This is a genomic window from Terribacillus aidingensis, from assembly GCF_040703035.1.
Lineage (GTDB): Bacteria > Bacillota > Bacilli > Bacillales > Amphibacillaceae > Terribacillus.
In genome coordinates, this window is the sequence record NZ_CP159996.1 from 1,343,586 (window position 1) to 1,369,652 (window position 26,067).

30 protein-coding genes and 1 pseudogene are annotated in these 26,067 nt (G+C 41.3%); 20 read left to right on the forward strand and 11 right to left on the reverse strand.

The window, feature by feature from the left end; genetic code table 11:
* Positions 1-89: 89 nt before the first annotated feature.
* From lspA to ABXS78_RS07255, 13 genes are all read left to right on the forward strand, one after another.
* Positions 90-554, forward strand: a complete 465-nt coding sequence (gene lspA, locus ABXS78_RS07195; RefSeq protein WP_095223041.1) for a signal peptidase II — start codon at positions 90-92, stop codon at positions 552-554.
* Positions 551-1,462, forward strand: coding sequence for an RluA family pseudouridine synthase (locus tag ABXS78_RS07200; RefSeq protein ID WP_366249512.1), 912 nt, complete (start codon positions 551-553; stop codon positions 1,460-1,462). Before lspA ends, ABXS78_RS07200 begins: the two co-directional genes overlap by 4 nt.
* A 172-nt stretch (positions 1,463-1,634) precedes the next feature.
* On the forward strand, positions 1,635-2,180 hold the full coding sequence (pyrR, locus tag ABXS78_RS07205) for a bifunctional pyr operon transcriptional regulator/uracil phosphoribosyltransferase PyrR (protein ID WP_366249513.1): 546 nt from the start codon (positions 1,635-1,637) through the stop codon (positions 2,178-2,180).
* Positions 2,181-2,316: 136 nt separating this feature from the next.
* A complete protein-coding gene (locus ABXS78_RS07210; protein ID WP_366249514.1) occupies positions 2,317-3,684 on the forward strand; it encodes a solute carrier family 23 protein in 1,368 nt (455 codons plus the stop codon).
* Between the two features lie 13 nt (positions 3,685-3,697).
* Entirely contained in the window at positions 3,698-4,621 is a 924-nt protein-coding gene (locus ABXS78_RS07215) for an aspartate carbamoyltransferase catalytic subunit (RefSeq protein ID WP_366249515.1), read from the forward strand.
* Positions 4,581-5,861 (forward strand): dihydroorotase, encoded by a 1,281-nt coding sequence (locus tag ABXS78_RS07220; protein ID WP_366249516.1) that lies wholly within the window; start codon positions 4,581-4,583, stop codon positions 5,859-5,861. Before ABXS78_RS07215 ends, ABXS78_RS07220 begins: the two co-directional genes overlap by 41 nt.
* Positions 5,858-6,958, forward strand: a complete 1,101-nt coding sequence (locus tag ABXS78_RS07225; protein WP_366249517.1) for a carbamoyl phosphate synthase small subunit — start codon at positions 5,858-5,860, stop codon at positions 6,956-6,958. Before ABXS78_RS07220 ends, ABXS78_RS07225 begins: the two co-directional genes overlap by 4 nt.
* A complete protein-coding gene (carB, locus tag ABXS78_RS07230; protein ID WP_366249518.1) occupies positions 6,951-10,148 on the forward strand; it encodes a carbamoyl-phosphate synthase large subunit in 3,198 nt (1,065 codons plus the stop codon). Before ABXS78_RS07225 ends, carB begins: the two co-directional genes overlap by 8 nt.
* Positions 10,145-10,915, forward strand: coding sequence for a dihydroorotate dehydrogenase electron transfer subunit (locus ABXS78_RS07235; protein ID WP_366249519.1), 771 nt, complete (start codon positions 10,145-10,147; stop codon positions 10,913-10,915). Before carB ends, ABXS78_RS07235 begins: the two co-directional genes overlap by 4 nt.
* Complete coding sequence (locus ABXS78_RS07240; RefSeq protein ID WP_366249520.1) at positions 10,912-11,847, forward strand: dihydroorotate dehydrogenase; 936 nt, start codon at positions 10,912-10,914, stop codon at positions 11,845-11,847. Before ABXS78_RS07235 ends, ABXS78_RS07240 begins: the two co-directional genes overlap by 4 nt.
* Positions 11,819-12,535, forward strand: coding sequence for an orotidine-5'-phosphate decarboxylase (pyrF, locus tag ABXS78_RS07245; RefSeq protein ID WP_366249521.1), 717 nt, complete (start codon positions 11,819-11,821; stop codon positions 12,533-12,535). The genes ABXS78_RS07240 and pyrF overlap by 29 nt, the downstream gene beginning before the upstream one ends.
* The gene (gene pyrE / locus ABXS78_RS07250) at positions 12,519-13,130 is read left to right on the forward strand and encodes an orotate phosphoribosyltransferase (protein WP_366249522.1); all 612 of its coding nucleotides are present in this window, start codon (positions 12,519-12,521) and stop codon (positions 13,128-13,130) included. The genes pyrF and pyrE overlap by 17 nt, the downstream gene beginning before the upstream one ends.
* A gap of 65 nt (positions 13,131-13,195) precedes the next feature.
* On the forward strand, positions 13,196-13,810 hold the full coding sequence (locus ABXS78_RS07255; RefSeq protein ID WP_366249523.1) for a GNAT family N-acetyltransferase: 615 nt from the start codon (positions 13,196-13,198) through the stop codon (positions 13,808-13,810).
* A 375-nt stretch (positions 13,811-14,185) separates the two neighbouring features.
* Here the strand turns inward: ABXS78_RS07255 and ABXS78_RS07260 are convergent, their stop codons facing one another.
* Positions 14,186-14,482, reverse strand: a complete 297-nt coding sequence (locus ABXS78_RS07260; RefSeq protein ID WP_366249524.1) for a hypothetical protein — start codon at positions 14,480-14,482, stop codon at positions 14,186-14,188.
* A 569-nt stretch (positions 14,483-15,051) separates the two neighbouring features.
* Complete coding sequence (locus tag ABXS78_RS07265; RefSeq protein WP_366249525.1) at positions 15,052-15,909, reverse strand: TetR/AcrR family transcriptional regulator; 858 nt, start codon at positions 15,907-15,909, stop codon at positions 15,052-15,054.
* Positions 15,910-16,112: 203 nt separating this feature from the next.
* Here ABXS78_RS07265 and ABXS78_RS07270 point away from each other — a divergent pair, with 203 nt between their 5' ends.
* On the forward strand, positions 16,113-16,574 hold the full coding sequence (locus tag ABXS78_RS07270) for a GNAT family N-acetyltransferase (protein WP_366249526.1): 462 nt from the start codon (positions 16,113-16,115) through the stop codon (positions 16,572-16,574).
* Between the two features lie 46 nt (positions 16,575-16,620).
* Here the strand turns inward: ABXS78_RS07270 and ABXS78_RS07275 are convergent, their stop codons facing one another.
* From ABXS78_RS07275 to ABXS78_RS07290, 4 genes are all read right to left on the reverse strand, one after another.
* Positions 16,621-17,493 carry an alpha/beta hydrolase gene (locus ABXS78_RS07275; RefSeq protein WP_366249527.1) on the reverse strand — a complete coding sequence of 291 codons (873 nt, stop codon included), beginning with the start codon at positions 17,491-17,493 and terminating at the stop codon, positions 16,621-16,623.
* A 152-nt stretch (positions 17,494-17,645) separates the two neighbouring features.
* The gene (locus tag ABXS78_RS07280) at positions 17,646-17,960 is read right to left on the reverse strand and encodes a tyrosine-protein phosphatase (RefSeq protein ID WP_366249528.1); all 315 of its coding nucleotides are present in this window, start codon (positions 17,958-17,960) and stop codon (positions 17,646-17,648) included.
* Between the two features lie 95 nt (positions 17,961-18,055).
* Positions 18,056-18,310 carry a tyrosine-protein phosphatase gene (locus ABXS78_RS07285; RefSeq protein WP_366249529.1) on the reverse strand — a complete coding sequence of 85 codons (255 nt, stop codon included), beginning with the start codon at positions 18,308-18,310 and terminating at the stop codon, positions 18,056-18,058.
* Between the two features lie 68 nt (positions 18,311-18,378).
* Positions 18,379-19,809 carry an MDR family MFS transporter gene (locus ABXS78_RS07290; RefSeq protein ID WP_366249530.1) on the reverse strand — a complete coding sequence of 477 codons (1,431 nt, stop codon included), beginning with the start codon at positions 19,807-19,809 and terminating at the stop codon, positions 18,379-18,381.
* A gap of 432 nt (positions 19,810-20,241) precedes the next feature.
* Here ABXS78_RS07290 and ABXS78_RS07295 point away from each other — a divergent pair, with 432 nt between their 5' ends.
* A complete protein-coding gene (locus ABXS78_RS07295; protein WP_366249531.1) occupies positions 20,242-20,376 on the forward strand; it encodes a hypothetical protein in 135 nt (44 codons plus the stop codon).
* A gap of 60 nt (positions 20,377-20,436) precedes the next feature.
* Here the strand turns inward: ABXS78_RS07295 and ABXS78_RS07300 are convergent, their stop codons facing one another.
* The 5 genes and pseudogenes from ABXS78_RS07300 to ABXS78_RS07320 all read right to left on the reverse strand — a co-directional run bounded on the left by ABXS78_RS07300 (position 20,437) and on the right by ABXS78_RS07320 (position 22,624).
* Entirely contained in the window at positions 20,437-20,769 is a 333-nt protein-coding gene (locus ABXS78_RS07300; RefSeq protein ID WP_366249532.1) for an MmcQ/YjbR family DNA-binding protein, read from the reverse strand.
* Positions 20,770-21,095: 326 nt separating this feature from the next.
* Positions 21,096-21,483 (reverse strand): annotated as a pseudogene (locus ABXS78_RS07305) (rhodanese-like domain-containing protein).
* Positions 21,484-21,488: 5 nt separating this feature from the next.
* Complete coding sequence (locus ABXS78_RS07310) at positions 21,489-21,968, reverse strand: DsrE/DsrF/DrsH-like family protein (RefSeq protein ID WP_366249533.1); 480 nt, start codon at positions 21,966-21,968, stop codon at positions 21,489-21,491.
* 44 nt (positions 21,969-22,012) lie between these two features.
* The gene (locus tag ABXS78_RS07315; protein ID WP_366249534.1) at positions 22,013-22,240 is read right to left on the reverse strand and encodes a sulfurtransferase TusA family protein; all 228 of its coding nucleotides are present in this window, start codon (positions 22,238-22,240) and stop codon (positions 22,013-22,015) included.
* 123 nt (positions 22,241-22,363) lie between these two features.
* Complete coding sequence (locus ABXS78_RS07320) at positions 22,364-22,624, reverse strand: metal-sensitive transcriptional regulator (protein ID WP_077309246.1); 261 nt, start codon at positions 22,622-22,624, stop codon at positions 22,364-22,366.
* A 698-nt stretch (positions 22,625-23,322) separates the two neighbouring features.
* Here ABXS78_RS07320 and ABXS78_RS07325 point away from each other — a divergent pair.
* Genes ABXS78_RS07325 through ABXS78_RS07345 form a run of 5 tightly spaced genes read left to right on the forward strand, consistent with a single transcriptional unit; the run spans position 23,323 to position 26,042 of the window.
* Positions 23,323-23,637 (forward strand): rhodanese-like domain-containing protein, encoded by a 315-nt coding sequence (locus ABXS78_RS07325; RefSeq protein ID WP_095230939.1) that lies wholly within the window; start codon positions 23,323-23,325, stop codon positions 23,635-23,637.
* Positions 23,638-23,657: 20 nt separating this feature from the next.
* Positions 23,658-24,230, forward strand: coding sequence for a sulfurtransferase TusA family protein (locus ABXS78_RS07330; RefSeq protein ID WP_366249535.1), 573 nt, complete (start codon positions 23,658-23,660; stop codon positions 24,228-24,230).
* A gap of 23 nt (positions 24,231-24,253) precedes the next feature.
* Positions 24,254-24,649 (forward strand): DsrE/DsrF/DrsH-like family protein, encoded by a 396-nt coding sequence (locus ABXS78_RS07335; protein WP_366249536.1) that lies wholly within the window; start codon positions 24,254-24,256, stop codon positions 24,647-24,649.
* A gap of 14 nt (positions 24,650-24,663) precedes the next feature.
* Positions 24,664-25,788, forward strand: a complete 1,125-nt coding sequence (locus tag ABXS78_RS07340; RefSeq protein ID WP_366249537.1) for an MBL fold metallo-hydrolase — start codon at positions 24,664-24,666, stop codon at positions 25,786-25,788.
* Positions 25,789-25,814: 26 nt separating this feature from the next.
* Positions 25,815-26,042 carry a sulfurtransferase TusA family protein gene (locus ABXS78_RS07345; protein WP_366249538.1) on the forward strand — a complete coding sequence of 76 codons (228 nt, stop codon included), beginning with the start codon at positions 25,815-25,817 and terminating at the stop codon, positions 26,040-26,042.
* The last annotated feature ends 25 nt before the right edge of the window (positions 26,043-26,067 follow it).

Genomic DNA, 26,067 nt, shown 5'->3' on the forward strand with positions numbered 1-26,067 from the left:
GAAGCTTTCTTTTTATCTGGACAATCTTTTTAGCCGCATCTATGGTAAAATGCAAGGTAGATTGTATTTGAACGGAGGAAAAGAAGTCCATGTATTTTGTCATTGCGATTATTCTGATCATCATTGATCAGCTAACAAAATTGGCAGTAGTGAAGAATATGACGGAAGGAGAGTCAATTCCGATCATCGATAATTTCCTGTACCTGTCTTCTCATCGTAACAGAGGAGCAGCCTGGGGGATATTGGAAGGTCATTTTTGGTTCTTCTATCTTGTAACAGCGATTGTTATTGTCATAGTCAGCTACTATATTGTGAAATATAGCAAGGAAAGCAAATTGATGGGTGCCGGTCTTTCGCTTGTACTTGGCGGAGCCATCGGCAACTTCATCGATCGGCTGTTTCGTAAGGAGGTCGTCGATTTCGTCGATACACGATTCGGTGACTATCATTATCCAATCTTCAACGTGGCGGATTCCTGTCTGGTTGTAGGTGTAATCCTCATCATTATTGCAATGCTGCTTGATGAGCGAAAGAAAGGAAGAAAAGAAGCATGAGTCAGTTTGACCATACAGTCGCAGCCGAGGAAGCGGGTTTGCGCATCGATAAACTGTTATCTGATATCCAGGAGGATGTTTCCCGGAGTCAGGCTCAGAGCTGGATCAAAGAGGATCTGGTTACTGTGAACGGCACTAAAGTAAAGAATAAGTATACTGTGCAAGAAGGGGACGTGATCGAGTGGTCGATTCCGGAACCTGAAGAAATGAAAATCGAAGCGGAGAATATCCCGCTTGAGATCATTTATGAAGATGCAGATATTGCAGTTGTGAATAAGCCGCGAGGAATGGTTGTACATCCATCCAACGGTCATCAGACTGGTACGATGGTTCACGCGCTGCTATATCATCTTAAAGATCTATCCGGTATCAATGGAACGATGCGTCCGGGGATCGTACATCGTATCGATAAGGATACAAGCGGCCTTCTAGTCGTCGCTAAGCATGATAAAGCGCACCAAAAATTGACAGATATGCTGAAGGAACATGACATTGAACGGAAGTACCGTGCCATTGTTCATGGTGTGATCGATCACGAGTTTGGCACAATTGAAGCGCCAATTGGACGTGACCCAAATGACCGTCAGAAAATGGCTGTCGTAGAAAATGGAAAACCTGCAGTGACGCATTTTGAGGTGCTGGAACGTTTTGATGAATTCACTTATTTGGAATGTAAGCTGGAGACAGGCAGAACACATCAGATTCGTGTGCATATGCAATACATCGGTTATCCGCTTGCTGGAGACCCTAAATACGGTCCGCGCAGAACGTTGGATATCGGTGGCCAAGCGCTGCATGCTGCTGTTCTTGGCTTCAACCACCCTATCTCTGGTGAATGGATGCATTTCGAAGCTCCTGTTCCTGACGTGTTCCAAGATGAATTGGACAAGTTGAAGTTCAATGCTTGACAGTCGTTCTCTGACATGCGATACTTAATGCAGTTGAATAAGAACCTTTAAGACAGTCCAGAGAGGCTGATAAGGAAGCGGAGAAGAACGGGATACGTATAGTATCCAAGCCCCTTATTGCCTCATGGTGATAAGGGGCTTTTTCGTAGCTTCAAAGGAAGGTGGGAAGAAAATGAATAAGAAAGCAACCCTGCTGGATCAGGCTGCAATTGGGCGTGCGCTCACACGGATTGCACATGAAATCCTAGAACGCAATAAAGGACCGGAAAATTTGGTTCTTGTCGGTATCCAGACCAGAGGTGTTCCCATCGCGAAACGCCTGCAGCAGAAGATAGAAGGAATCGAAAAAGTGACTGTACCGCTTGAAGAAGTGGATATCACGTTGTACCGGGATGACTTGGCACATGCTTCCGATAATCAGGAACCGATGGTGCAGCCAGTGAAGCTCGGAACAGATTTAACGAATAAGAATGTCATCTTGATTGATGATGTATTATACACAGGAAGAACAGTGAGAGCTGCAATGGATGCAATCATGGACGCGGGACGTCCAGCGCAGATCCAACTAGCAGTTCTGATCGACAGAGGACATCGGGAACTGCCGATTCGGGCCGATTATATCGGAAAGAACATTCCGACCTCGCAATCGGAAGTCATCGTTGTCGAGTTGGAAGAGACAGATGATTACGAGAGCGTCGATATTTACGAAAATGAATAAGGACCTTTAATGGAAGTCCAGAGAGGCTTACAAGGTCGCAAGCAACAACGTAGTCACGGAAGTGGCAGACGTGTGCCTCTTTGCGACCATAATCGCGAAGAGGCTTTTTTTATAGGGAAAAAGAGGAGAGAAACAGATGAAGCCAGCATTAAACATACACGACATACCAAAATGGAATCAATGGATCATATTCAGCTTACAGCATTTATTCGCAATGTTCGGTGCCACTATTCTGGTGCCGGCACTCACCGGGCTTGATCCGGCAGTAGCACTTGTGTCAAGCGGTGTCGGCACACTCGCATTCATCCTGATTACAAGGGGGACAGTGCCAGCTTATCTAGGATCAAGCTTCGCTTTCATCTATCCGATCACACAGGCGATTGAAACTGCCGGAATCGGCGGCGCCATGATTGGCAGCTTTTTCGCAGGTCTTGCTTACGGCGTCGTTGCGATCGCCATCCGTCTCGGCGGAATGAGAAGTATCATTAAACTGCTTCCGCCGATTGTTGTTGGACCAGTCATCATCGTCATCGGTCTGGCACTGGCGCCGACTGCGGTGGATATGGCAATGAATGCACCTGATACAGGGGAATACAGCACAAAATACTTCACAATTGCACTGGTCACATTAGCAATAACAGTAGCAGCGTCCATCTTCCTGAAAGGATTTCTTGGATTGATTCCGGTCTTGATCGGAATCATCGGCGGGTATATTTTCGCGCTAACGCAAGGAATTGTTGACACAAGCGGAGTACAGGCAGCCTGGAACCAAATCGTTACAGCGGATAGCATCGGTGCTTTCTTCAGCGGAATCTTCACGGTACCGAACTTTACCATCCCGTTTGTTGATTACAACGTCACTGATGTATTCAGCTGGCAGCTTTTCTTCACGATGGTGCCTATCGCGGTTGTAACAGTCTCCGAACATATCGGACACCAGCTGGCATTATCCAAGATTGTCGATCAAAACATGCTCGTCAAGCCAGGATTGCATACTTCTTTGGCGGGTGATGGAATCGCGACAATGATCGCATCTGTGCTTGGCGGTCCGCCAAACACAACTTATGGGGAAAACATCGGGGTACTGGCGATCACAAGAGTATTCAGTGTATTCGTCATCGGGGGTACAGCAGTACTTGCTATTCTATTCGGATTCACGGGCTTGATCACTGCTCTAATCAGCTCAGTACCCTCAGCAGTCATGGGTGGGGTGAGCATCATGCTCTTTGGGATCATCGCTGCAAGCGGTCTTCGAACGATGATCGACAGCCAGCTTGATCTTGGCGACAAACGTAACTTGATCATCAGCTCAATCATCTTGGTCATCGGAATCGGCGGAGCTTTCCTTCGCTTCCAGATAGCCGATTTAGACTTGGAGATTAACAGCATGGCATTAGCAGCACTAGTTGGTGTCGTCTTGAACCTTGTATTGCCGGGTAAAGCATCCGGTCTTGGAAACGGCAGTCTGTTCACAGTCGAGGATCAGAAACAAGCATCCAAATAAGGAGGAGAAGGACATGAAGCATTTCGTATCGATGAAGCATCTTACTGCAGGGGAACTGCTGCAGCTCGTACAGCTCGCTACAGACATACAGGTACAGGGGGTATCAGGATACAGGGAGCAGCTGTTCGCAGCCAATCTATTCTTCGAGCCGAGCACACGGACGAAGATGAGCTTTACCGTAGCAGAACGGAAACTTGGCCTGGAAGTGCTGGACTTCGCCGCAGAGGCATCCAGCGTGACCAAAGGCGAGACCGTCTATGACACCGCTAAGACCCTTCAATCGATCGGCGCTTCGGTCCTTGTAATCCGTCATCCAGAGGAACAAACAGCTGCAATGCTTGCTGAAAAGCTGGATATACCGGTTATTAATGCCGGTGATGGAAAAGGGGAGCACCCGACACAATGCTTGCTTGATCTGATGACAATATATCAGGAGTATGGACGCTTCAAGGACTTGAAAATCGTCATTGCCGGTGACATCCGTCATAGCCGGGTTGCCAGAAGCAATGCAATGGCACTGCGCAAATTGGGGGCGCACGTCTTTGCAGCAGGCAAGCCGGAATGGATGGATGAAACACTTGGAATACCGGTATTGAGTATGGATGATGCAGTGGAACAATGTGATGTGATGATGCTGCTTCGTATTCAGTTTGAGCGTCATGAATCAAAAGGAGAAGCATCTGGATATTTGGAACAATACGGACTGACGAAAGCCAGGGAACAAAAGATGCAGCAGCACGCGATCATTATGCACCCGGCGCCAGTCAATCGCGGCATCGAAATAGACGACAGTCTCGTGGAAGCACCACGCTCGAGGATATTCCGTCAAATGGAAAACGGCGTAGCAGCACGAATGGCAGTTATCATTACACTATTGGAAGGATGGGGAATCAAGCATGGCTACAATCTTAACAAACGCGAAGCAGTTAACAGCTGATCAGACACTGGAAGAAGTAATGGTGAAAATCGAGGATGGTATTATCACTGAAATTGCCAGTCAAATCGAGATTACAGCAGAAGATCATGTAGAGGATCTAGAAGGTCAGCTAGTAACAGCAGGCTTTGTGGATGTCCATGTACATTTGCGTGAACCAGGTGCAGAAAAGAAGGAAACGATTGAAACAGGTACAAAAGCTGCAGCTCGAGGCGGATTCACGACAGTAGCTGCCATGCCTAACCTCAGACCAGCACCAGATTGTCCAGAAACGCTCCAATCCATCATGGCTCGAAATAAAGAAAGCGGCGTAGTCCGTGTACTGCAATATGCTGCTATCACGAAACAGCAGCTGGGCCGTGAAATAGTGGACATGGAAAACATGAAAGAAGCTTTTGCCTTTACGGATGATGGTCTTGGAATCCAATCGGCTGGGATGATGCTGGAGACAATGCAGCGAGCAGCAAAGCTTGGAATTCCAGTTGTGGCGCATTGCGAAGATGACAGTCTCGTTCCAGGTGGCGTCATGCACGAAGGTACAGCGAGCAAACGACTTGGTTTGCCGGGTATCAATAGCGTTTCCGAGTCAGTACATATCGCCCGTGATATTCTGCTGGCCGAAGCTGCTGGATGTCATTATCATATCTGCCACGTGAGCACAAAAGAATCTGTCCGGGTCATCCGGGATGCTAAACGTGCGGGTATCCGCGTGACTGCTGAGGTTACACCGCATCACTTGCTTCTTATCGATGAAGATATCATAACAGATGACGGAAACTTTAAGATGAATCCGCCACTCAGATCTGAAGCTGATCGTCAGGCACTGATTGAAGGGCTGCTTGATGGAACGATAGATATGATCGCAACAGATCATGCCCCGCACACAGCAGAAGAGAAGAACGTCAGCATGCTGGATGCTTCATTCGGTATCGTTGGCTCAGAAACTGCCTTCAGCCTGCTATACACGCAATTTGTTGAGACAAATATCTTTACGCTCAATCAGCTGATTGATTGGCTAACGATCAAACCTTCACAGGCATTCGGACTGCCATATGGCCGCTTCGAAATAGGTGCAGCGGCAGACTTAGCCGTATTGGACCTAGAAGCAGAAGGAGAAGTAGATCCGGCACAATTCCAATCCAAGGGAACAAACACACCATTCATTGGCTGGCGCTATAAAGGAGAGCCGACGATGACAATCTTTGGCGGAGAAATCGTCTACAGAAAGGAAGCGGTAAAATGAAGAAACGACAACTTATCCTAGAAGACGGTACAGTATTTACTGGCACAGCGTTCGGCAGCGATAACGCATCGAATGGAGAAATCGTCTTCAACACTGGAATGACAGGCTATCAAGAGATTATATCCGACCCTTCCTACTGCGGTCAGATTGTTACACTGACGTATCCACTGATCGGCAACTATGGTATCAACAGTGATGACTTCGAGAGCATCCAGCCATCCATTCAGGCCTTAGTTGTAAAAGAAGCTGCTGCAGCACCTTCTAACTTCCGGAAGCAGCACACAATTGATTCTTTTCTGAAGTTTCATCAAATCCCAGGTATCGCAGGTATCGATACTCGTAAACTGACAAAAATCATCCGCAAACAAGGCGCGATGAAAGCTAGACTGACAGAGGCAGTCGAAACACTTACAGCGGATCCATTCTGGGAAACAATCACACTTCCAAACGATCAAGTACAGCGTATGAGTACAGCCAAGCCTTATGTCGTACCTGGACGCGGCAAACGCATTGTCGTCATGGATTTTGGGATGAAGCACGGCATCCTTCGTGAATTGGCAGCCCGCGACTGTCATATCACAGTTGTACCTTGGCATTACACAGCCGAACAAATCCTCCATTTAAACCCTGATGGCATCATGCTGACGAATGGACCTGGCGATCCGAAAGATGTGGAACCTGCCATACAGACTATTCGTGAGATGATCGGCCAAGTACCTATTTTCGGTATCTGTCTCGGTCACCAGCTGATCGCACTTGCAGCCGGTGCAAATACAGAAAAGCTGAAGTTCGGACATCGGGGCTCCAACCACCCTGTTAAAGACTTGGAAACAGGGAAAACCTACCTTACCTCACAAAATCATGGCTATACAGTCACAAAGGAATCATTGGCTGCGACGGAACTCATTCTGACGCAGGTAGCCTTAAATGACGGCACAGTAGAAGGACTTAAACATAACAAATATCCGGTCATGTGTGTGCAGTACCATCCGGAAGCAGCACCTGGTCCTGAGGATACACGCCATCTATTCGATGACTTTCTTTCCATGACATCACAAAGCAATCAAACATTCAAGGGGGAAGCAACTTATGCCTAAACGCACTGATATCCAGAAGATACTTGTCATCGGTTCAGGACCGATTGTGATCGGGCAAGCGGCAGAATTCGACTATTCCGGAACACAGGCCTGCCAGGCACTGCGTGAAGAAGGATATACCGTCATTCTTGCTAACTCCAATCCTGCTACGATCATGACGGATCATACTGTTGCGGATACTGTTTACATGGAGCCGCTCACGGTTGAATTCCTAAGCAAGATCATCCGTAAGGAACAGCCAGATGCTTTGCTGCCGACACTTGGCGGACAGACTGGATTGAACTTGGCTGTTGCACTTGATAACTCAGGTATTTTAAAGGAATTCGGTGTAGAACTGCTTGGTACATCACTCGAAGCCATTCAGCAGGCCGAGGACAGAGAGCAATTCCGTGATTTGATGCATCAGCTGGGAGAACCAGTACCAGAAAGCCAGATTGTCACAACTGTAGAAGGAGCAGTGGCTTTTTCAGAAGAAATTGGCTTTCCTCTGATTGTACGTCCAGCTTACACGCTTGGCGGAACGGGCGGAGGAATGTGCTATAACCTGGAGGAGCTAAAACAAATCACAAAGAACGGATTAGCGCTTTCTCCGGTGACGCAATGTCTGATTGAACGGAATATTGCCGGGTTCAAGGAAATCGAATACGAAGTAATGCGCGATAAAAATGATCAGGCAATCGTCGTCTGTAATATGGAAAACGTCGATCCAGTCGGCATCCACACAGGTGACAGCATTGTCATAGCACCTTCCCAGACACTGAGTGACCGGGAATACCAGCTGCTGCGCAACGCTTCCATAAAAATCATCAAAGCACTGCAGATCGAGGGAGGCTGTAATGTACAGCTGGCTTTGGATCCGCATAGCTTCAACTACTACATCATCGAAGTGAATCCGCGTGTAAGCCGATCAAGCGCACTTGCTTCCAAGGCAACAGGTTATCCAATCGCCAAGATGGCCGCAAAAATAGCTGTTGGTTTAACATTGGATGAAATCAAAAACCCTGTAACAGGTACAACGTATGCGTACTTTGAGCCGGCACTAGACTATGTTGTTGCCAAGCTGCCACGTTTCCCATTTGATAAATTTGTCAGCGGAAACCGCAAACTAGGTACGCAAATGAAGGCTACGGGAGAAGTCATGGCAATCGGTCGGAATGTGGAAGAAGCCTTGCTGAAAGGTGTTCGCTCACTCGATAACAAAGCAAACGGTCTTGCATCTATCAGTCTTGACTACATGAGTAATGACGAGATGGAGCATCGACTTGTCAAAGCAGATGATGAACGTCTGTTTGTTCTGGCTGAAGCCTTCCGCCGCGGATACACAATTGAGCAGCTGCATGAACTGACTAAGATTGACCGCTTCTTCCTTTGGAAAATTGAAGCATTGATTGAAATGGAATCAAGTTTGCTGGAACAGCCATGGGAATTGGAATTGTTGAAGGAAGTAAAACAAAAAGGATTTTCTGACCGAGAAATAGCACACTGGTGGAACACAACGGAAGACAAAGTATACGAATTCCGTACTGAAAATGACCTTCAGCCTGTTTACAAAATGGTAGATACGTGTGCCGCGGAATTCGAATCGCAAACACCTTATTTCTACAGCACCTATGAAGAAGAAAATGAATCGATAGCTTCTGAAAAGGAGAAAGTGATTGTGCTCGGTTCCGGACCGATCCGTATCGGACAGGGAATCGAATTCGACTACGCAACAGTCCATAGTGTCCTGGCTATCCGGGAAGCAGGGTATGAAGCAATCATCATCAACAGCAACCCAGAAACCGTTTCGACGGATTTCAGTGTGTCCGATAAGCTGTATTTCGAGCCGCTTACGCTGGAAGATGTCATGCATGTCGTCAACCTGGAAAATCCGCTAGGTGTAATCGTACAGTTCGGCGGTCAGACTGCTATCAACCTGGCAGAAGGGTTGGAACGCCGTGGCGTCAAGGTGCTCGGAACATCTTTGCAGGCAATTGATACAGCAGAAGACCGGGATAAATTTGAAAAACTGCTTGATGAATTGAAGATTGCAAAACCAGATGGAGCATCTATCACAAAGCTTGAGGATGCTGCTGCGACAGCGGAAAAAATCGGTTATCCCGTACTTGTCCGCCCTTCCTATGTGATTGGCGGAAGCAATATGGAGATCGTCTATAATGACGAGGAATTGCAGAATTACATGGAGAAACGTGTACATGTCAGACATGATCATCCTGTACTGATTGACCAATACTTGACCGGTATCGAGGTGGAAGTTGATGCCATCAGCGATGGCGAAACAACGATCATTCCAGGGATCATGGAGCATATCGAACGTGCCGGCGTCCATTCAGGAGATTCCATTGCTGTCTATCCGACACAGACGATAACCGAGGAATGCCGCCAGCAATGCATCGATGCGACAATGCAAATAGCGAAGGCTCTTGGAGTAAAAGGCTTGATCAATATACAGTTTGTTATCCATCAAAACAAAGCCTATGTGTTGGAAGTGAATCCGCGTGCCAGCCGTACCATTCCGTTCCTGTCCAAAATCACACATGTAACGATGGCAAATATCGCAACAAAAGCAATTTTAGGTAAAAAGCTTGCTGACATGGGATATGTTTCCGGATTACTGCCGGAACCAGAGGATGTATATGTGAAAGTACCGGTATTCAGCTTTGAGAAGCTGCGCAGTGTCGATACGCTGCTCGGACCGGAAATGAAATCGACAGGCGAAGCAATCGGGCATGATCGCACACTCGAAAAAGCGCTGTACAAAGGACTGCTTGCTTCCGGTCTATCATTACCGCAAGAAGGAGCTATCTTACTGACTGTAGCGGATAAAGACAAAGAAGAAGCGATGGAAATCGCAAAACTATTCTATGCCCTCGGCTTCCAGCTGTACGCTACCGAAGGAACGAGTGCAGCGGTAGAAGAAGCAGGACTTCCAGTTACAACAGTTGGAAAAGTCGGTGCTTCTGAGCAGAATGTAATCAGCATCATTGAAAATGGGGAAGTACAATTTGTTGTTAACACATTGACTTCCGGCAAACAGCCTAGATCAGACGGCTTCCTTATCCGTCGTGAAGCTGTTGAGCATGGTATCGCCTGTCTGACTAGCCTAGATACAGCCAAAGCGATTGCGACTATCATCGAATCGATGACATTCACTGCTAAGCCTGTAGTAGCAGGAGGTATGCCGTCTTGATTCATGAACATCTTGAGATTATCAGCAGGGAAACAATCGCAAAAGATACAGTAGAAATGACCTTCAAGGGAAAGATGGCGCAGGAGAACATCCTGCCCGGTCAATTCCTTCATTTGCTTGTAGGAGAAGGCAGCAATCATATGCTGCGCCGTCCAATCAGCATCGCTGGTGTGGATAAACAAGATTCCACAATCACGATCATTTTCAAACTGCTTGGAGAAGGAACAAATACGCTGGCCAAAGCAGAGCCGGGAGATAAGCTGGATGCACTTGGACCATGTGGACAAGGTTATCCAGTCGATGATCTTCAAATGGAGCAGGCATTGCTCGTTGGAGGGGGAATCGGTGTACCGCCTCTTTACTATCTAGCAAAGCGTCTGCATGAAAAAGGCATCCAGGTAACGATGGTAGCTGGATTCCAAAACAAACAGCAAGTTTTCTATGAGGAAGCATTCCGTAAACTTGGAGACTATTATCTTGCAACTGATGACGGAAGCGCAGGGGAAAAAGGGTTTGTAACGGATATTATCAAAAAAGAAGAATTCTCTTTCGATCAGTTTTTCACCTGCGGTCCTACAGGCATGCTCAAAGCTGTATCCATTCAGCTTGAGGAGGAAGAAGGTTTCATCTCAATCGAACAGCGGATGGGCTGTGGCATCGGCGCCTGTTTCGCGTGTGTCGTACCAGCACCTGACAGTGAAAGCGGCTATAAGAAAATATGCAAAGACGGACCTGTCTTTCGAGCGAAGGAGGTTGTGCTGGCATGAACTTAAACGTCAATCTTCCAGGCCTGGATATGAAGAATCCTATTTTACCAGCTTCCGGCTGTTTCGGTTTTGGCAAGGAGTATGCCGAGCTTTATGACTTAAACCTCCTCGGCGCGATTACGATAAAAGCAGCAACCGGTTCCGCACGTTACGGAAATAGCACGCCGCGAGTTGCCGAAACGACTGCAGGTATGCTCAATGCCATTGGCTTACAAAACCCAGGTGTGGACCAGATTATGGAGAAAGAACTTCCGTTTTTAGCAGATTTCAATACTCCGATTATCGCTAATGTAGCAGGCAGCACAGTCGAAGAGTATGTAGAAGTAGCACGGAAAATAAGCAAGCACTCCGTGATAAAAGCGATAGAGCTAAATATCTCTTGTCCAAATGTGAAAGAAGGTGGTGTCCAGTTTGGCACAGATCCTGAGCTTGCCAAACTGGTTACAGCTGCTGTGAAAGAAGTAAGTAATGTACCAGTCTACGTGAAGCTTTCACCGAACGTCACCGAAATAACGGTCATAGCTCGCGCAGTGGAAGAAGGAGGGGCAGATGGCCTGTCCTTAATCAATACACTGACAGGTATGCAAATTAACCTAGCAGGCAGGAAGCCATTGCTAGCCAACAAAATAGGCGGGTTGTCCGGTCCAGCCGTAAAGCCAGTAGCAATCCGCATGGTTTACCAAATACGTCAAATGACTAACCTGCCGATTATCGGCATGGGAGGAGTCACAACGGCTGAGGATGTGCTGGAATTCCTTTTAGCAGGTGCATCTGCTGTGGCAGTAGGTACCGCTAATTTCCAGAATCCATTCGTCTGCCCTGAAATCATCCAGAACTTGCCGGATGTCCTGCAAAAGTACGGATTCGCGAGTGCCGAGGACGCAATCGGAAAGGGGCATGAACATGCAGACTCCAATCTATCTCGCGCTTGATTTCCCTACTGGGGAAGAAGCGCTGCATTTCCTTGATCGGCATAGCCTTACTGAGGTTCCAGTTAAAGTCGGAATGGAGCTTTTCTATCGGGAAGGGCCGTCCATCATCCACCGGCTCAAAGAAAATAAGCATCCAATCTTCCTCGATCTAAAGCTGCATGACATACCGAATACAGTCAAAAGTGCCATGCGCAATCTAGCAGGACTTGATGTAGATATACTTAATGTTCATGCGTTAGGCGGAGCAAAGATGATTGAAGACGCAAAAGAAGGTCTGTTGCAGGGAGCAAAAAATGCTGTTCCTAAACTGATAGCTGTGACTATGCTGACATCTATGGATGAAGACACGGTTCAGACCGACCTTAAACAGTCGATGGAACTCGCTGCTTATGCCTTGCATCTTGCGGAATTGTCCAAAGCAGCAGGTGCTGATGGGGTAGTTTGTTCTCCTCATGAGGCGACTAGTATCAAGGCGGCTTGTGGAACAGATTTCCTGACTGTCACGCCAGGAATACGGCTCGCTGGATCCGACCGAAACGATCAGCACCGTATCGCAACACCTGCTGGTGCTAGGAAAATGCAAGCGGACTATCTCGTAATCGGAAGAAGCGTTACAGCAGCATCCAATCCGAAACAAGCATACGAACAAGTAATCGAGGAGTGGAAAAACTATGACAACTACAACTAATATAGCAGAAGCATTGCTATCAATTGATGCGATTCAAATTGATCCAGCCAAAAGTTTTGTATGGGCATCTGGAATCCACTCGCCGATTTACTGTGATAATCGGCTGACACTCGGTCACCCGGAAGTGCGGACGGCAATAGCTCGCCAGTTTCAAGAGAAGTTAGCAGAATTGCCGGAAACAGATATCATAGCAGGCTGTGCGACCGGTGGAATTCCGCATGCTGCATGGCTTGCTGATAAAGCAGCTCTGCCGATGATCTATGTTCGATCCAGCAAAAAAGGTCATGGAAAAGGCAACCAAATCGAAGGAGCAGACGTTGCGGGTAAACATGTAGTCGTTATCGAGGATCTTATTTCAACCGGCGGCTCTGTTATCAACACAGTCCAAGCACTGCAGGATGCAGGGGCAATTGTGACGAAAGTGTTGGCTATCTTCAGCTATAATCTGAAGAAAGCTGATGATAACTTTACCGCTATCGATGTTCCATTTGAGACGCTGACTAATTTTGATTCTTTAGTTGATATTCTTGTAGAAAAAGAGAGGATAACATCTATGGAGAAACAGGAATTATTGGCATGGCGAAATACATTGTAAAGGGTGCTTTCAGGCATCCTTTTTTTTCTTATATATGGTAGGCTGAAAGAAAAGGATGTGAGCACATGGCAGCTGTACATAATTCATTAGAGAAGAAACTGATTGAAGCAAGGCGTACATTGCATCAATATCCTGAGTTATCACATGAGGAATACAAAACGACAGAACGTAGGAGAGTAGCTATGGAAATCAAGGAACTCACAGAAATCAGCGAATTTAGAGAAGAACTTGCAATCTTATTTCAAACAGTAGTTGCTGACGGCGCATCCATGAACTATTTGCACCCAATGAGTAAAGAAACGGCATTATCGTATTGGGATTCTGTTCTCTCAGAACAAGTACGGCTTTATATTGGGTTACTTGATGGCGAAATTGCAGGGACTGTTCAGCTGCATTACAGCGATAAGGAAAATGGCCGACATCGTGCAGAAGTAGCTAAATTGATGACCAGTACAAAAGCCAGAAGGAAAGGCGTTGCCAGAAAACTGCTTCAGCATGCCGAGCAAGCAGCAAAGTCAGATGGCAAAACATTGCTCTTGCTTGATACGGAAAAAGAAGGACCAGCCAATTTGCTTTATCAGTCTGAAGGGTATGTATTGTTTGGAGAAGTGCCGGATTTTGCGCAGGATGCATTTGGCACATTTCTAGCTGGTAATTTTTATTACAAGTTAATAGGATGATTCATTATTTGAGCTTTTTCTAACTTCGATTAACTTAATTATTATCATCTTGCGTCAGCATGTCTAGCTTTATATACCTGGTCGAACGCTATCCGTCATACAATTTAAGAGATTAAATAATAGTGCTGCCTTTTGGCAGCTTTTTTACTTCTTTCCTGCCCACATATTAATGAGTCGCCTACGCTTTGAGATGATTCAACACGGATTAGAACAGGGTTTAACATATGATAATACAATTCGCTTAATTCAACTTTTGAAAAATTAGATAAACCTGTTCATTCTTATATATAGAAAGGCTGTACACTACATCGGTGTACAGCCTTTTTTCTAGATTCTTTTCTGTCATATCTTAAAGAAAATTCGAGAAATACTTTCTTAATCTTTTTCAACCATTGTTTTGTTAACATATATTAAGATAATTAAATTTAATATAAGCATAATTTCGAGTGCAGTTGCACTCCATGACCACGAAAGAGTGAAAGGCACAATGATTAAAACAGCACCAGTAATTAAATAAAAAGAACTTACAAGATTAATAAATTTTTGCCTTTTTTTGCGTATAAGCTGCTGATTATATCCTCTTAGAAGATGTAATTTTTTTTTGACTGCAACTAGATAAGCTACAACAATAAATGCAATACCGAGTAATCCAGATATTATTTGAATTTGCATATAATCACCTCATGTATTATACGTTTAAGTATATGCAAGGATTCTAAAAAAAATAGGAGAATACTTGCTTATCTCTTTAATAAAACGTAACCAATTAACAGTCGCCTAATGGGGTTGCTACGGCTTTAATATCAAGGTACACGGAAGCTGCTATAAAACTGTTAGAAGTAAGATGATGTATATACATCAATTAACTATTCTTGATCTCTATCTTGTAGCGTTCTTTAGCCTTTCCTTTTATTATGGAATTTCCTAAAAGATCTCCTATTCCTTATATTCAGATGGTTTTATTGTAACGGAGTAAATCTTCGACCATATCCATTTGGAGTTTTTCAGTGACATCGCTTCAGCGCATGCCTTTTCGTCAACTTATTTTGTTTTCACATTTACTCATCTTTTTATCTAGCAAGTCATACTGCTATTCCTCTCGATCAGAAAGCTTATAAAATAACGATAATGCAACTAATTTAGGAAAAGTATTATAAAATTAGCACACTTATTTTTGTCTTAGATAACGAGTAATATCTGCTTTTCTTTTATCTAATACATAAGATTATCATTAATATTTTTTATATATTTTTTTGAGTATTGATGATGTCAAATAGTTCTTTCAGTATTTGTTGATAAGCTAACTGTGAGGAGGATAGTATCTGTAATTGACGAATAGCTCCTTCACAGACACCCCATCTTATATATGAACTTTGAGTTTCTTCAAATATAAAACTCATTAATTCTTTTTCCTCTTGTGAAAATTCATCACAATCTATCATGTTGTCGAGTAATCTTCTTATTTCTCTAATAGCTGATTCTTGATCGTCCACTGAATTAGGCGATTTATACGGAAATAGAATTTGATTAGTTTGCTTTGTAATTTCAATGTTATTTTCTAAACGTAATATATTGTAATCTAAGATATCAGAGCTATTTATATTCAGCTTTATTTGGTCGGAATATCTAAACTGATAACCTAACCCCCCAATAAAATGAGTGGATAAATCCATTGCGCTTTTCTCGATTTCTTTTCCATAAACGTCTATTAGGCGTTTTGCAAGCCAATTTAGTTCTTTATAATGGCTTTCTTTCATGTAATTTTGTAATTCCTCATCATTTTCACCTAAAGAGATATTATATAACTCTGAGATTTTCTCAGTCCCATAAATTGAGTGCTTCACGCGAAGCTGAGAATAAAATAGCTGCTTATCATATAGACTTCCGTCGAGTAGCAACATATTTTGTTGTTCATCAACTTTTTCGTCAACTTTTTGAATAATATAAAGAATTAATTGTGATTTCGTAGAGAAGTAATTATAAAATGTTCCTTTGGAAACTTTGGCTTGTTCCAAGATATCCTGGATTGCAGTATCGTGATAGCCTTTTGTTCGAAATAACTGTTTAGCCACTTCAATAATTTTTTCTTTTTTACCCATAAATTTCTAACTCCTTAAAATATTATTGACATCATCATAATACCAAATTATCATAAAAATAAACTGAAGTACAGAAAAATATACCTACGTTCAATAGGTGTGGAAGGATATCAAATGAACATACCGGAGGTTTAATATCTTTAACAAGAATTATTAACAGACCCCAAATAAGAATCCTGTCTGTAAAACAAAGAGGTGATAAAATGAGTGTTATAATTGAACAATTTACAAGGGCTACCAACTCTCATTATGAATTGCTATTAGATGCTGATCCATCGAGGAAGATGGTCGACTCGTATCTTTCTAAAAGCCATTGTATAGAAGCTAAGGTGGGGCTACAAGTTATCGGAGTTATTATTCTTATGCCTACACGACCTGACACACTAGAGATAGTTAATATAGCTGTGAACAAAGATTTTCAAAATCAAGGAATCGGAAGATTATTAATTGAATACGCTCTTGAATATGCCAGAGAACATAAATTTAAAACTGTAGAAATTGGTACTGGAAGTACAAGTCTTGGATCACTATACTTATATCAGAAATGTGGTTTTAGAATGACTCATATAGATAGAGATTATTTTTCAAGACATTATGACGAAAAAATTATCGAAAACAAAATTGTATTAAGAGATATGGTGAGAATGTCACAAGATGTATGTTAATTGCATGTAGAAAGCCCTCATGAATAACGATGAGGGCTTTTATCTTTTAATTATTTAGGAAACTTAAAACTCGTTTATTAACCTGCACAGGCTTTTCCATCGACATCAGATGACCTACTCCTTTTATTATTTCTATCGTAATATGGGGAGATGAGTTCTTAGCACGATTAAAAGCTTCCAAAGGATCATACATTACTTCTTTTTCTCCCAATAACAGTAGAAGTTGAGTTTGAATTTGAGCTAATTCGTCATCCGTGAATATATAAGGAAATGCTTGTCTTACTTTTTGTGTAGAAGACTCAGTGTTCCACTGCATTCCATCTATTAATTGTTGTTGTATAAGAGAATTAACAGTATGACGGTCATTGAAAATCCATTTTAGAAAGTTTTTAACCCCTACTTCGTTACTAATCAACCCCATAGCGTAAGAATAGAATTCCCGATTGAGAGGAATGTAAGTAGCAGCTGGACTCATAATAACAGCTTTGTTTACCTTATGAGGGAAAAAGGTCAAGAAATTAACCGTATGTAAAGCTCCATAGGATAAACCTACAATATTTGTTTTATCAATCTGCAGAGATTCTAACAATTCGTTTAACCAAGTAGCATAACTTAATCGATTTGAAAATTGTTTTTCTAAATTGCTTTTATTCTTATCTCCTAAGATATCAACACAAATGACTCTATATTGTTTACTCCATTCTGCCACATTCGGATACCACATTGTCGAACTCATTTTAGCTCCATGCAAAAGGAGTAGGGGTGGAGACAATAAATCTCCACTTTCAATTATATATGTGTTTCCATAAGAAGTTTCTAAAAAATACGAGGAAAATTGTGTTGGCCATAGCGCGTTTAATACTCTATCGTAAGATTGAAAATACATACTTTTTGGATCGTTTGACTTTAAATGATTCATTATTAGAGTTCCTCCATCTTTGCATAATACTCTTACTTAATTTTTAATTCTTGAAATCTTTTTAGGTTATATTCTGGTATTTTACACGCCAGTTTAAAAAAACTTTCCATATCTCGATATTGATTAATAATATGGAGATATGCTTCTTCTAATTATTCTTCCCTAGCCTCTAAAATAGGTTTTATATGTTCTGGTGGATCACGAAATAAGCTTATCCACTGGATGAACTTTTCTTTCTTTTTCATTGGAACAGCAATTAACTGCTTAGAAAAAAGATAGTCGTCCATTACTATCTTGTAAGGAACTCCGGCATACAACTGGATAACAGCTGATATAAAACCAGTACGGTCTTTTCCTCTCGTACAATGGATGAGTGCCGGCAAGTTTCTTTGATTTGAAAAAAACATAATAATCTGTTTTATTTCTTCGGATATTTCACTAGCCATGTGTTTATACATATCTTTCATAATTTCTTCAAAATTAATAGAATTAGACTTTGTAACTAGAAATTTAAAGAACTCAAGAAGTGTAAATTCTCTACTTTTATCGTGAATAGATATATTTAATACTTGTACCTTCGTATTACTTTGAAGGCGGTAATATTAGACTTCTGTTCATTCAGGGTCCTTAAGTCACAGATAGAGTTTATATTCAATTGATTGAACTTTTTGAAATCTTTTTTAGATAGTCGCGATAATTCTCCAGATCGGAATAATATACCTGTTTTCATCATACGCCCATTTTTGGTTGGAAGCCCGCCAATATCTCTGAAATTATATAACTTTTCGAATTTATAGATGTCTTTTCTATCTGGCATATCATTTCTCCCTAATTACTTTAGAGGGTTTTTAATAGGGAGGATTAATCATTTAATTGGATTATTGTTTATTTAGCTTCTTTTGATGGAGAAGCTATAAAAAGACACAATATAAATGCAATGGATATTAGAATGAAACCGGACATAAAAGCATTATTAAGTCCATTCAACAACGGAGTCAATGAAGTGTCTTCATAATGGTTTGAATATCTAGTCACAGTAGCCGACATAACCCCCACCATTACTGCCGATCCTAGAGAAGCAAACACTTGTCGAACAGTATTATTAATTGCAGAGCCGTGACTTATCAAATCATTAGACAGTGCATTTATTCCCGCTGTGGCCAAAGGCATCATGACAAATCCCATGCCTAGCATTCTTAATGAATAAAGACAAACAATCCACCAAGTAGCTGTATCCTTAGTGAGGAATAAGAAAGGAAAAGTTGCTACAGCTAGAATGAACATGCCAATCATTGATATTTTTTTAACACCATACTTATCGAATAATTTACCTGATATTGGTGAAATAATACCCAGCAAAATTGCCCCAGGAAGTAATATCAGACCTGATTGAAGTGCTGACAACTTTTTTAAAGTCTGTGTATAAATAGGTAAGAGAATTTCAAATCCAATCATTGTCATAAAAATAATAGCGACGATAATTGTAGAAAACGTAAAAATTTTACTTTTAAATACTCTTAACTCTAAAAAGGGTTGTGTTAGTTTAGATTGTCGATGGGAAAATAAGATTATGATAATAATGCCAGCTACGCAAGAGAACCATGTGATTTTATTTTGCCACCCTATATTACCTGCAACACTAATCCCATAGAGAAGTAAACCTAAACCTAAGCTACTAAGCATAATAGAAAGTAAATCAATCTTCGGTTTATTTAAATTAATGACGTTTCTCATATAGAAACATGCAAGCAACATATTAACCATGGTAATTGGAAGAATTATATAAAATAAGTATCGCCAATTAAAATAATCAACAATCCATCCAGATACAGTGGGAGCAATAGCGGGAGCAAACGCTATAACAACTCCTACTAACCCCATAGCTTCTCCTCGCCGTTCAACAGGATAGACCAAAAACATTAATGTCTGCATTAAAGGAATCATTAATCCTGAACCTATGGCTTGAATGATGCGTCCTATAAGTAACGTGTTATATGTAGTACTGAGTGCACAAATTACAGTTCCTATTGCAAAGCTAACCATTGCTACCATAAATAATTTTCTATTATTTATGGTATTTAACAAGAATGCTGAAGTGGGAATCATTATGCCGCTGATCAACATAAATGCAGTGATAAGCCATTGTGCATTAATAGCACTGATGTCTAAATCATCCATTATCTTTGGAAGAGCCGTGACTAATAATGTTTGATTTATAATGGTTAGAAAAGTACCAACCATTATAACGAGTACAAATCCTGCTCGATTGAATTGATTTCCGTAAATGTCGATTGGGTGCGTTCTAATTTTTGTCACTTCTCTTGTCTTCCTCTCACATTAAATTGAACTATAGTTCATTTTTATGAACTCTAGTTCAATTCCATGATAGAATTGAATAATAAAGATGTCAATATCATTTTTTGGGACCAGTTGATGAAACGTCCTTCATTATAATGAATTATCTTCATATCTTAATTAGGAAAGAGAGTGAGAAGCTAGAAAGATGTTAGGTGATGTACAACAATATATTCACTGGTAAAATATGATTTTTTGGTATAGAAGGCGAGAATGAGTAAATGTCTGTCATTCAACTGAACAAGTTAACCAAAAAATATAAAAATGTAATGGTGGTCAATCATCTTGAATTTTCAGTTGAAAAAGGGGAGTTTTTTGCTTTTTGGGCGAAAATGGTAATTGATTCCTGCGTAATTTTTATGATGCTTTTTTAATCGACTTTAAGGAGATCTGATGTCTGAAACAGGGACGGAAGGAGACCAATTCTACACATGGGAAGGCGAAGGTGATTTTGGCGCGAATGCCAACATTACCTTTCAAGGAAACCCTGCTGTCGTACAATCAAAAGCACAGGTGGGATTAGAATAAAAGAGGTGCCTTTAGGCATATATAAAAAAGACCCTTTTCATAGAAAAGGGTCTTTTCAAATTACTTATCCTTTGTTAAATCATAGCTTGTACTAATTAATTCATGGATTTCTTTCTCGGGAACAGTACCGTCTAATATTATGGAGTTCCAATGCTCTTTATTTAAGTGATAAGCAGGCACAATAGAATTGTATTCATTTCTGAGTTGTTCATTCATACCAGGTTCGTTTTTTACATTAATCCAGATTCTGTTCTTTCTCTCGAATATCCATGCAAAAGTTTTATCATTATCCTTATGTCTCATAAGTGTCCAATTATCATCCCGAAAGGGTTCATCTTCATAAACATCTTTATACTTTTTGCAATAGTTTATAGCTTCTTGTCTGTTCTTCATAATTAATCAACTCCTCAGTGTGTATATCCAATTCCTTTTATAAAGACCTTCCAAGAAGAAAGAATTCTCTCTGATGGTCGCTCAGATTTTCCACCGTATAGCATCTCAACAAAAAAACCATCCCAGATTATTAAATAGGTCATCACAAGGTCCTCATTTTGATCTTTACTACTTACACGTATACACTCAATACTCAAACTTCCTAACTTCCATACTATTACTCACGGATTATCAGAAAGCAGATATTATCGTACTTGATATGCTCGTATTAGATACTACACAATACAAGGAAAATATGGCAACTCTTTAGATTGGCACTATATGATTTATGTTCTAACTATTAACGCCAAAGTATTCATACCGCCTCTGACATTAGTTATAATTGAACCCCCTTTTTTTAAGCCCTTTTGCAGCTTGCGAACTTCGCATCCCGCTTTGGCAGATGACAACCACTTCTTTATTATGATCTAAGCTCGAAGCTTTACTATTCAATTCATGAAGTGGAATATTATTGAATTGCTTAATATGGTTTGCTTTATATTCACCAGAGGTACGAACATCGATAAATTGTTTATTCTTGTCTTTTAGAAGACCTCTTAGTTCAGCGGTACTGATTTGTTTAGCTGCTATGCTAGAGAAGCGATTCCTTATAACAAAATAGATAATTAGAGCAATGAGAATGTACATGATAAATTCCAAGGTTCTCTCTCCGATCAATATTAGATAAATAGATTTACGTTGCCGTCTTCAGCATCACCAAGATATGCAGCAACTCCTGCATACTGAATGTCATCTAACAATTCTTCTTTTTGGAGTCCCATTAAATCCATTGTCATCGTACAAGCAACGAGTTTGACGTCTTGCTCCTGCGCCACTTCAATGAGCTGCGGAAGGGTCATTGCATTATGTTTTTTAATTACTTTTTTAATCATTTTAGGACCCATTCCACCCATGTTCATCTTAGAGAGGCCCATTTTATCTGCACCTTTAGGCATCATCTTTGCAAACATCTTCTCCAGAAATCCTTTGTTGACCGTTACATCTTCCGCTTTGCGAAGAGCATTTAATCCCCAAAATGTGTGAAATATTGTAACCTCATGATCATAAGCTGCAGCACCATTGGCTATTATATATGCTGCCATTGCCTTATCATAATCACCGCTAAATAAAACGATAGTCGTACGTTTCGTTTCTGACATTTTCAATTCTCCTATTCTTTGATACCTGCATAGGTATAATTTTGTTATGCTTTTTTAATCCAAAACTTCAATACACCTTCTTCTTCTGTATCTTGTAGTAACGCATGGCCGCCGGATTTCGCCCATGCGCTAAGATCGGCTTTTGCACCTTTGTCAGTTGCATGTACTTCCAACACATCTCCTGCATTTAGCTCATTTATCGCTTTTTTTGTTTTGACGATCGGCATTGGACAAGCTAGCCCTTTGGCATCTAACACTTTATTACTTTGCATAAATTAATTCCTCCAATTTTCATTTACCCATAGGGGTATTATTTTCTTTAAAAAAATATCTAAATTACCCGTGGGGGTATATTAAAGGGCGTGAGGATGAAAGTCAACCCCACTACTATTTACTTATCGGCTTTTAACTAACAAATTTACTGCTTCCTTCACCAATTCGTCAGCTTCTGTTCCATTCTCGTTGGCTTCTCGAACACATTCCACCAGGTTAGAGCTCACAATTACACCAATAGTGCGGTCAATCGCAGTTCTTGTAGCGCTCAGCTGTGTAATGACGTCCTTGCAGTCTTTATCTTCTTCCATCATTTTTAATATACCGCGTAACTGTCCCTCGATACGTTTTATTCTATTTTTACTTTGGTTATCATATTTCATAAGGTTTCCTCCTTAAATAAGTTTTAGTATATTGCAATTACAATCGCATTCCGTTAATTTAAAGCCTATTACTTTGTATCCTTTATTTTGCAATATCCTTATTCCGATATTTTTTTCTACTTTATTAGAAGCGATTACGAAAACTTGATCACCCTGTATTTCGTGCATATGCCGTTTAAGATACGCAACTGGAATTTGAATTGTATCGTCTACATAACTTCTGTAAGATTTATTATAATCGCGTAAGTCTATTTTAACCACTTGATCAACTTGTGAATACAATCTATCGCTACATGGAACATTTAATACAGGAAAGTATCTTCTGTAAAGACTGAAAGAGATAAGCAGCGCGAAGATTAGAAGCGTATAGATCATTATCACCAATCCTCTGATAGTAATTAAAAAAACAGAATGTTACTCAACTCAATATATACCCTCGCGGGTATCAAGTCAATGTTTTATAATTTCAGCTTATATTAGGTAAAGATAGAAGATAAAATTAATAATTAGGTATGAAAATAATTACAGATTTCCGTTGTTGACATTATTTTTTTTGTTTGCTAATATACCCTCATGGGTATTAGGGTTCTTAACGAAGCTCATTCTTAAGTTATTTTTTTTGCTTTATTTAATACCCGTATGGGTATATTTATGAGGATGATAAGTTCTTACCACACTAACAATAAAGGAGGAGCAAAATGAGTACAAAACCAGAAATCGAAGCAATTTTGCCAACACAAGTGGCGGAGAGTCTAGAGAGGAAAGAGAAACTTCACATTATTGATGTAAGAGAACACAATGAAGTGGCTCTGGGTAAAATTCCAGGTGCTAAACACATTCCATTAGGAGAGGTTCTGACACGCTTAGACGAATTGGATAAAGATAAGGAATACATCATGGTATGCAGATCCGGAAATCGTAGTGGACTGGCTTCAGAGTGGTTAACAGATAAAGGGTTCAAAGTGAAGAATATGACCGGTGGCATGAATGACTGGGAAAGTGAAACAGAATAAACCTAAATGGGGGATGAAAAATGAGTATTAAAACAGATCATGTATTGGATGCGAAAGGACTAGCTTGTCCGATGCCAATCGTCAGAACAAAGAAAGCAATGAAAGAGGTCATGCCAGGACAGGTTATCGAGGTTCAGGCCACTGACAAAGGTTCTCTAGCAGATATTCAAGCTTGGGCAAAAAGCAGCGGTCACCAGTATCTCGGTTCAACAGAAGAAGGAGAGGTATTGAAACACTACCTTCGCAAATCAGGTGATGCAGAAGCGAAAGAAGATAAAAACTTCCCGCATACCGTTCATAACGAAGAAATTATTCAGAAACTGAATTCAAGTGAAGACGTTGTAATTCTGGATGTTCGGGAGCCAGCTGAATATACATTTGGCCATATACCAGGAGCAATTTCTATTCCATTAGGAGAACTGGAAGATCGTATGGACGAGATTAGCAAAGATAAAGAAATCTATGTTGTCTGCCGTACGGGTAGCCGCAGTGATTTGGCCTCTAAGCAAATGGAAGAAAAGGGATTCAAAAATATCAAGAACGCAGTCCAGGGTATGGTGGAATGGTCTGGTCCTTTAGAAAAGAATCAATAATAACCAAATAGGAGGAATTTAAAATGGCAACTAAAGTAGCAATCATCGCAAGTAATGGAAGTTTGTTTGATGCATATAAAGTGTTCAACGTAGCAACTGCTGCAGCGGCAAGCGACGCAGAAGTAGGGATATTCTTCACTTTTGAGGGACTAAACTTGATTCATAAAGAAGCTCATAAGCAGCTCCCGATTCCAGCAGGAAATGAACATTTTGAAGAAGGATTTAAGCGGGAAAATGTACCTTCCATTCCAGAACTAGTGGAAATGGCTCAAGAGCTAGGTGTGAAGATCATTGCATGCCAAATGACAATGGATGCAATGAGTTTAGATAAAGATCAGTTTATAGAAGGCATTGAAGTTGGGGGAGCAGCGAGCTTTATCCATTACGCGTCCGATGCCAATATCAGTTTGACATTCTAAGGAGGAAAGGGAACATGAAATTAATTACTGCAAAAGAAGCAGCAGAAAAGGTATTAAGTAAAGAACCTTTATTTATTCTGGATGTAAGGAATCAAGATGCATTTGGTGATTGGAAAATTGAAGGCTTTAATATTGAACATTTGAACGTGCCGTACTTCGATTTAATTGAAGGTGTCGAAGAAATTGTTGATAAAATTCCAAAAGATAAAGATTTGCTTGTCGTATGTGCCAAACAAGGATCATCCGAAATGGTTGCAGAAATGTTGGATGAAGCTGGTTTTGAAGATGTGCTTGTCTTGCAGGGCGGTATGAGAGCTTGGAGCGAGTATCTTAAACCCGTTAAGATCGGGGATCTTAGCAACGGTGGATCCATCTATCAGTTTGTCCGTGTTGGTAAAGGCTGTCTCTCGTACTTCATTGAATCTGATGGCGAGGCACTCATCGTTGACAGCAGCCGATCTGTAGATAGTTATATTGATTTTGCCAAAGAGAAAAACATTACAATCAAACATGTTGTAGATACTCATCTTCATGCTGACCATATTTCCGGAGGGCGCCTGTTGCGTGAAAAGACTGAAGCAGTCTATCATTTGCCTCCAAAAGATGCGGAGGAAGTTCAGTTTACCTATGAGCCGTTAGAAGAAGGGAAAGATTTGCAGATAGGTGGAGCTACTGTACGTGTGCAGTCTATCTACTCTCCAGGCCATACAATCGGAAGTACTAGCTTGATTGTGGATGATAAGTACTTGCTGACCGGAGATATCTTGTTTGTGGAATCCATTGGACGTCCGGATCTTGCTGGAAAAGCAGGTGACTGGGCAGATGATTTACGTAATACGCTTTATAACACGTATGAACAACTAAATGATGAGCTTATCGTCCTTCCTGCACACTTCAGCAATACAAGTGAGCTAGGAGAAAATGGTGAAGTTCAGGCAAAACTGGGTGATTTATTTGAAAAGAATAATGGTTTAAATATGGATGAAGAAACATTCCGTAAAGCAGTATCAGAAAATCTACCACCTCAGCCGAATGCTTATCAAGAAATTCGTCAAACAAATATGGGTAAAATCAGCCCAGAAGCAAATGAGCAAAGTGAAATGGAAATTGGCCCGAACCGCTGTGCCATTCATGGTTAAATCAAGTAATAAAGGAGCTTATAAAAATGAACAGTGATAAAGTGTTAGACGCGAAAGGACTAGCTTGTCCAATGCCGATCGTTAAAACGAAGAAAGCAATAAATGAACTGGATGCAGGAGATGTATTGGAAGTACATGCGACGGATAAAGGTTCAAAGGCCGATCTTACCGCATGGGCGAAATCCGGGGGACATACGTTACTGCAGGATACGGAAGAAGATGGTGTATTGAAGTTTTGGATAAAAAAAGGATGATTCAGGGGAGGGAGATTTACTCCCT

Bases quoted from the DNA above. Each gene is read 5' to 3' on its own strand.
- lspA (WP_095223041.1), top strand. From the start codon at position 90: ATGTATTTTGTCATTGCGATTATTCTGATCATCATTGATCAGCTAACA.
- ABXS78_RS07200 (WP_366249512.1), top strand. From the start codon at position 551: ATGAGTCAGTTTGACCATACAGTCGCAGCCGAGGAAGCGGGTTTGCGC.
- pyrR (WP_366249513.1), top strand. From the start codon at position 1,635: ATGAATAAGAAAGCAACCCTGCTGGATCAGGCTGCAATTGGGCGTGCG.
- ABXS78_RS07210 (WP_366249514.1), top strand. From the start codon at position 2,317: ATGAAGCCAGCATTAAACATACACGACATACCAAAATGGAATCAATGG.
- ABXS78_RS07215 (WP_366249515.1), top strand. From the start codon at position 3,698: ATGAAGCATTTCGTATCGATGAAGCATCTTACTGCAGGGGAACTGCTG.
- ABXS78_RS07220 (WP_366249516.1), top strand. From the start codon at position 4,581: ATGGCTACAATCTTAACAAACGCGAAGCAGTTAACAGCTGATCAGACA.
- ABXS78_RS07225 (WP_366249517.1), top strand. From the start codon at position 5,858: ATGAAGAAACGACAACTTATCCTAGAAGACGGTACAGTATTTACTGGC.
- carB (WP_366249518.1), top strand. From the start codon at position 6,951: ATGCCTAAACGCACTGATATCCAGAAGATACTTGTCATCGGTTCAGGA.
- ABXS78_RS07240 (WP_366249520.1), top strand. From the start codon at position 10,912: ATGAACTTAAACGTCAATCTTCCAGGCCTGGATATGAAGAATCCTATT.
- pyrF (WP_366249521.1), top strand. From the start codon at position 11,819: ATGCAGACTCCAATCTATCTCGCGCTTGATTTCCCTACTGGGGAAGAA.
- pyrE (WP_366249522.1), top strand. From the start codon at position 12,519: ATGACAACTACAACTAATATAGCAGAAGCATTGCTATCAATTGATGCG.
- ABXS78_RS07255 (WP_366249523.1), top strand. From the start codon at position 13,196: ATGGCAGCTGTACATAATTCATTAGAGAAGAAACTGATTGAAGCAAGG.
- ABXS78_RS07260 (WP_366249524.1), bottom strand. From the start codon at position 14,482: ATGCAAATTCAAATAATATCTGGATTACTCGGTATTGCATTTATTGTT.
- ABXS78_RS07265 (WP_366249525.1), bottom strand. From the start codon at position 15,909: ATGGGTAAAAAAGAAAAAATTATTGAAGTGGCTAAACAGTTATTTCGA.
- ABXS78_RS07270 (WP_366249526.1), top strand. From the start codon at position 16,113: ATGAGTGTTATAATTGAACAATTTACAAGGGCTACCAACTCTCATTAT.
- ABXS78_RS07275 (WP_366249527.1), bottom strand. From the start codon at position 17,493: ATGAATCATTTAAAGTCAAACGATCCAAAAAGTATGTATTTTCAATCT.
- ABXS78_RS07280 (WP_366249528.1), bottom strand. From the start codon at position 17,960: ATGAAAGATATGTATAAACACATGGCTAGTGAAATATCCGAAGAAATA.
- ABXS78_RS07285 (WP_366249529.1), bottom strand. From the start codon at position 18,310: ATGCCAGATAGAAAAGACATCTATAAATTCGAAAAGTTATATAATTTC.
- ABXS78_RS07295 (WP_366249531.1), top strand. From the start codon at position 20,242: ATGTCTGAAACAGGGACGGAAGGAGACCAATTCTACACATGGGAAGGC.
- ABXS78_RS07300 (WP_366249532.1), bottom strand. From the start codon at position 20,769: ATGAAGAACAGACAAGAAGCTATAAACTATTGCAAAAAGTATAAAGAT.
- ABXS78_RS07310 (WP_366249533.1), bottom strand. From the start codon at position 21,968: ATGTCAGAAACGAAACGTACGACTATCGTTTTATTTAGCGGTGATTAT.
- ABXS78_RS07315 (WP_366249534.1), bottom strand. From the start codon at position 22,240: ATGCAAAGTAATAAAGTGTTAGATGCCAAAGGGCTAGCTTGTCCAATG.
- ABXS78_RS07320 (WP_077309246.1), bottom strand. From the start codon at position 22,624: ATGAAATATGATAACCAAAGTAAAAATAGAATAAAACGTATCGAGGGA.
- ABXS78_RS07325 (WP_095230939.1), top strand. From the start codon at position 23,323: ATGAGTACAAAACCAGAAATCGAAGCAATTTTGCCAACACAAGTGGCG.
- ABXS78_RS07330 (WP_366249535.1), top strand. From the start codon at position 23,658: ATGAGTATTAAAACAGATCATGTATTGGATGCGAAAGGACTAGCTTGT.
- ABXS78_RS07335 (WP_366249536.1), top strand. From the start codon at position 24,254: ATGGCAACTAAAGTAGCAATCATCGCAAGTAATGGAAGTTTGTTTGAT.
- ABXS78_RS07340 (WP_366249537.1), top strand. From the start codon at position 24,664: ATGAAATTAATTACTGCAAAAGAAGCAGCAGAAAAGGTATTAAGTAAA.
- ABXS78_RS07345 (WP_366249538.1), top strand. From the start codon at position 25,815: ATGAACAGTGATAAAGTGTTAGACGCGAAAGGACTAGCTTGTCCAATG.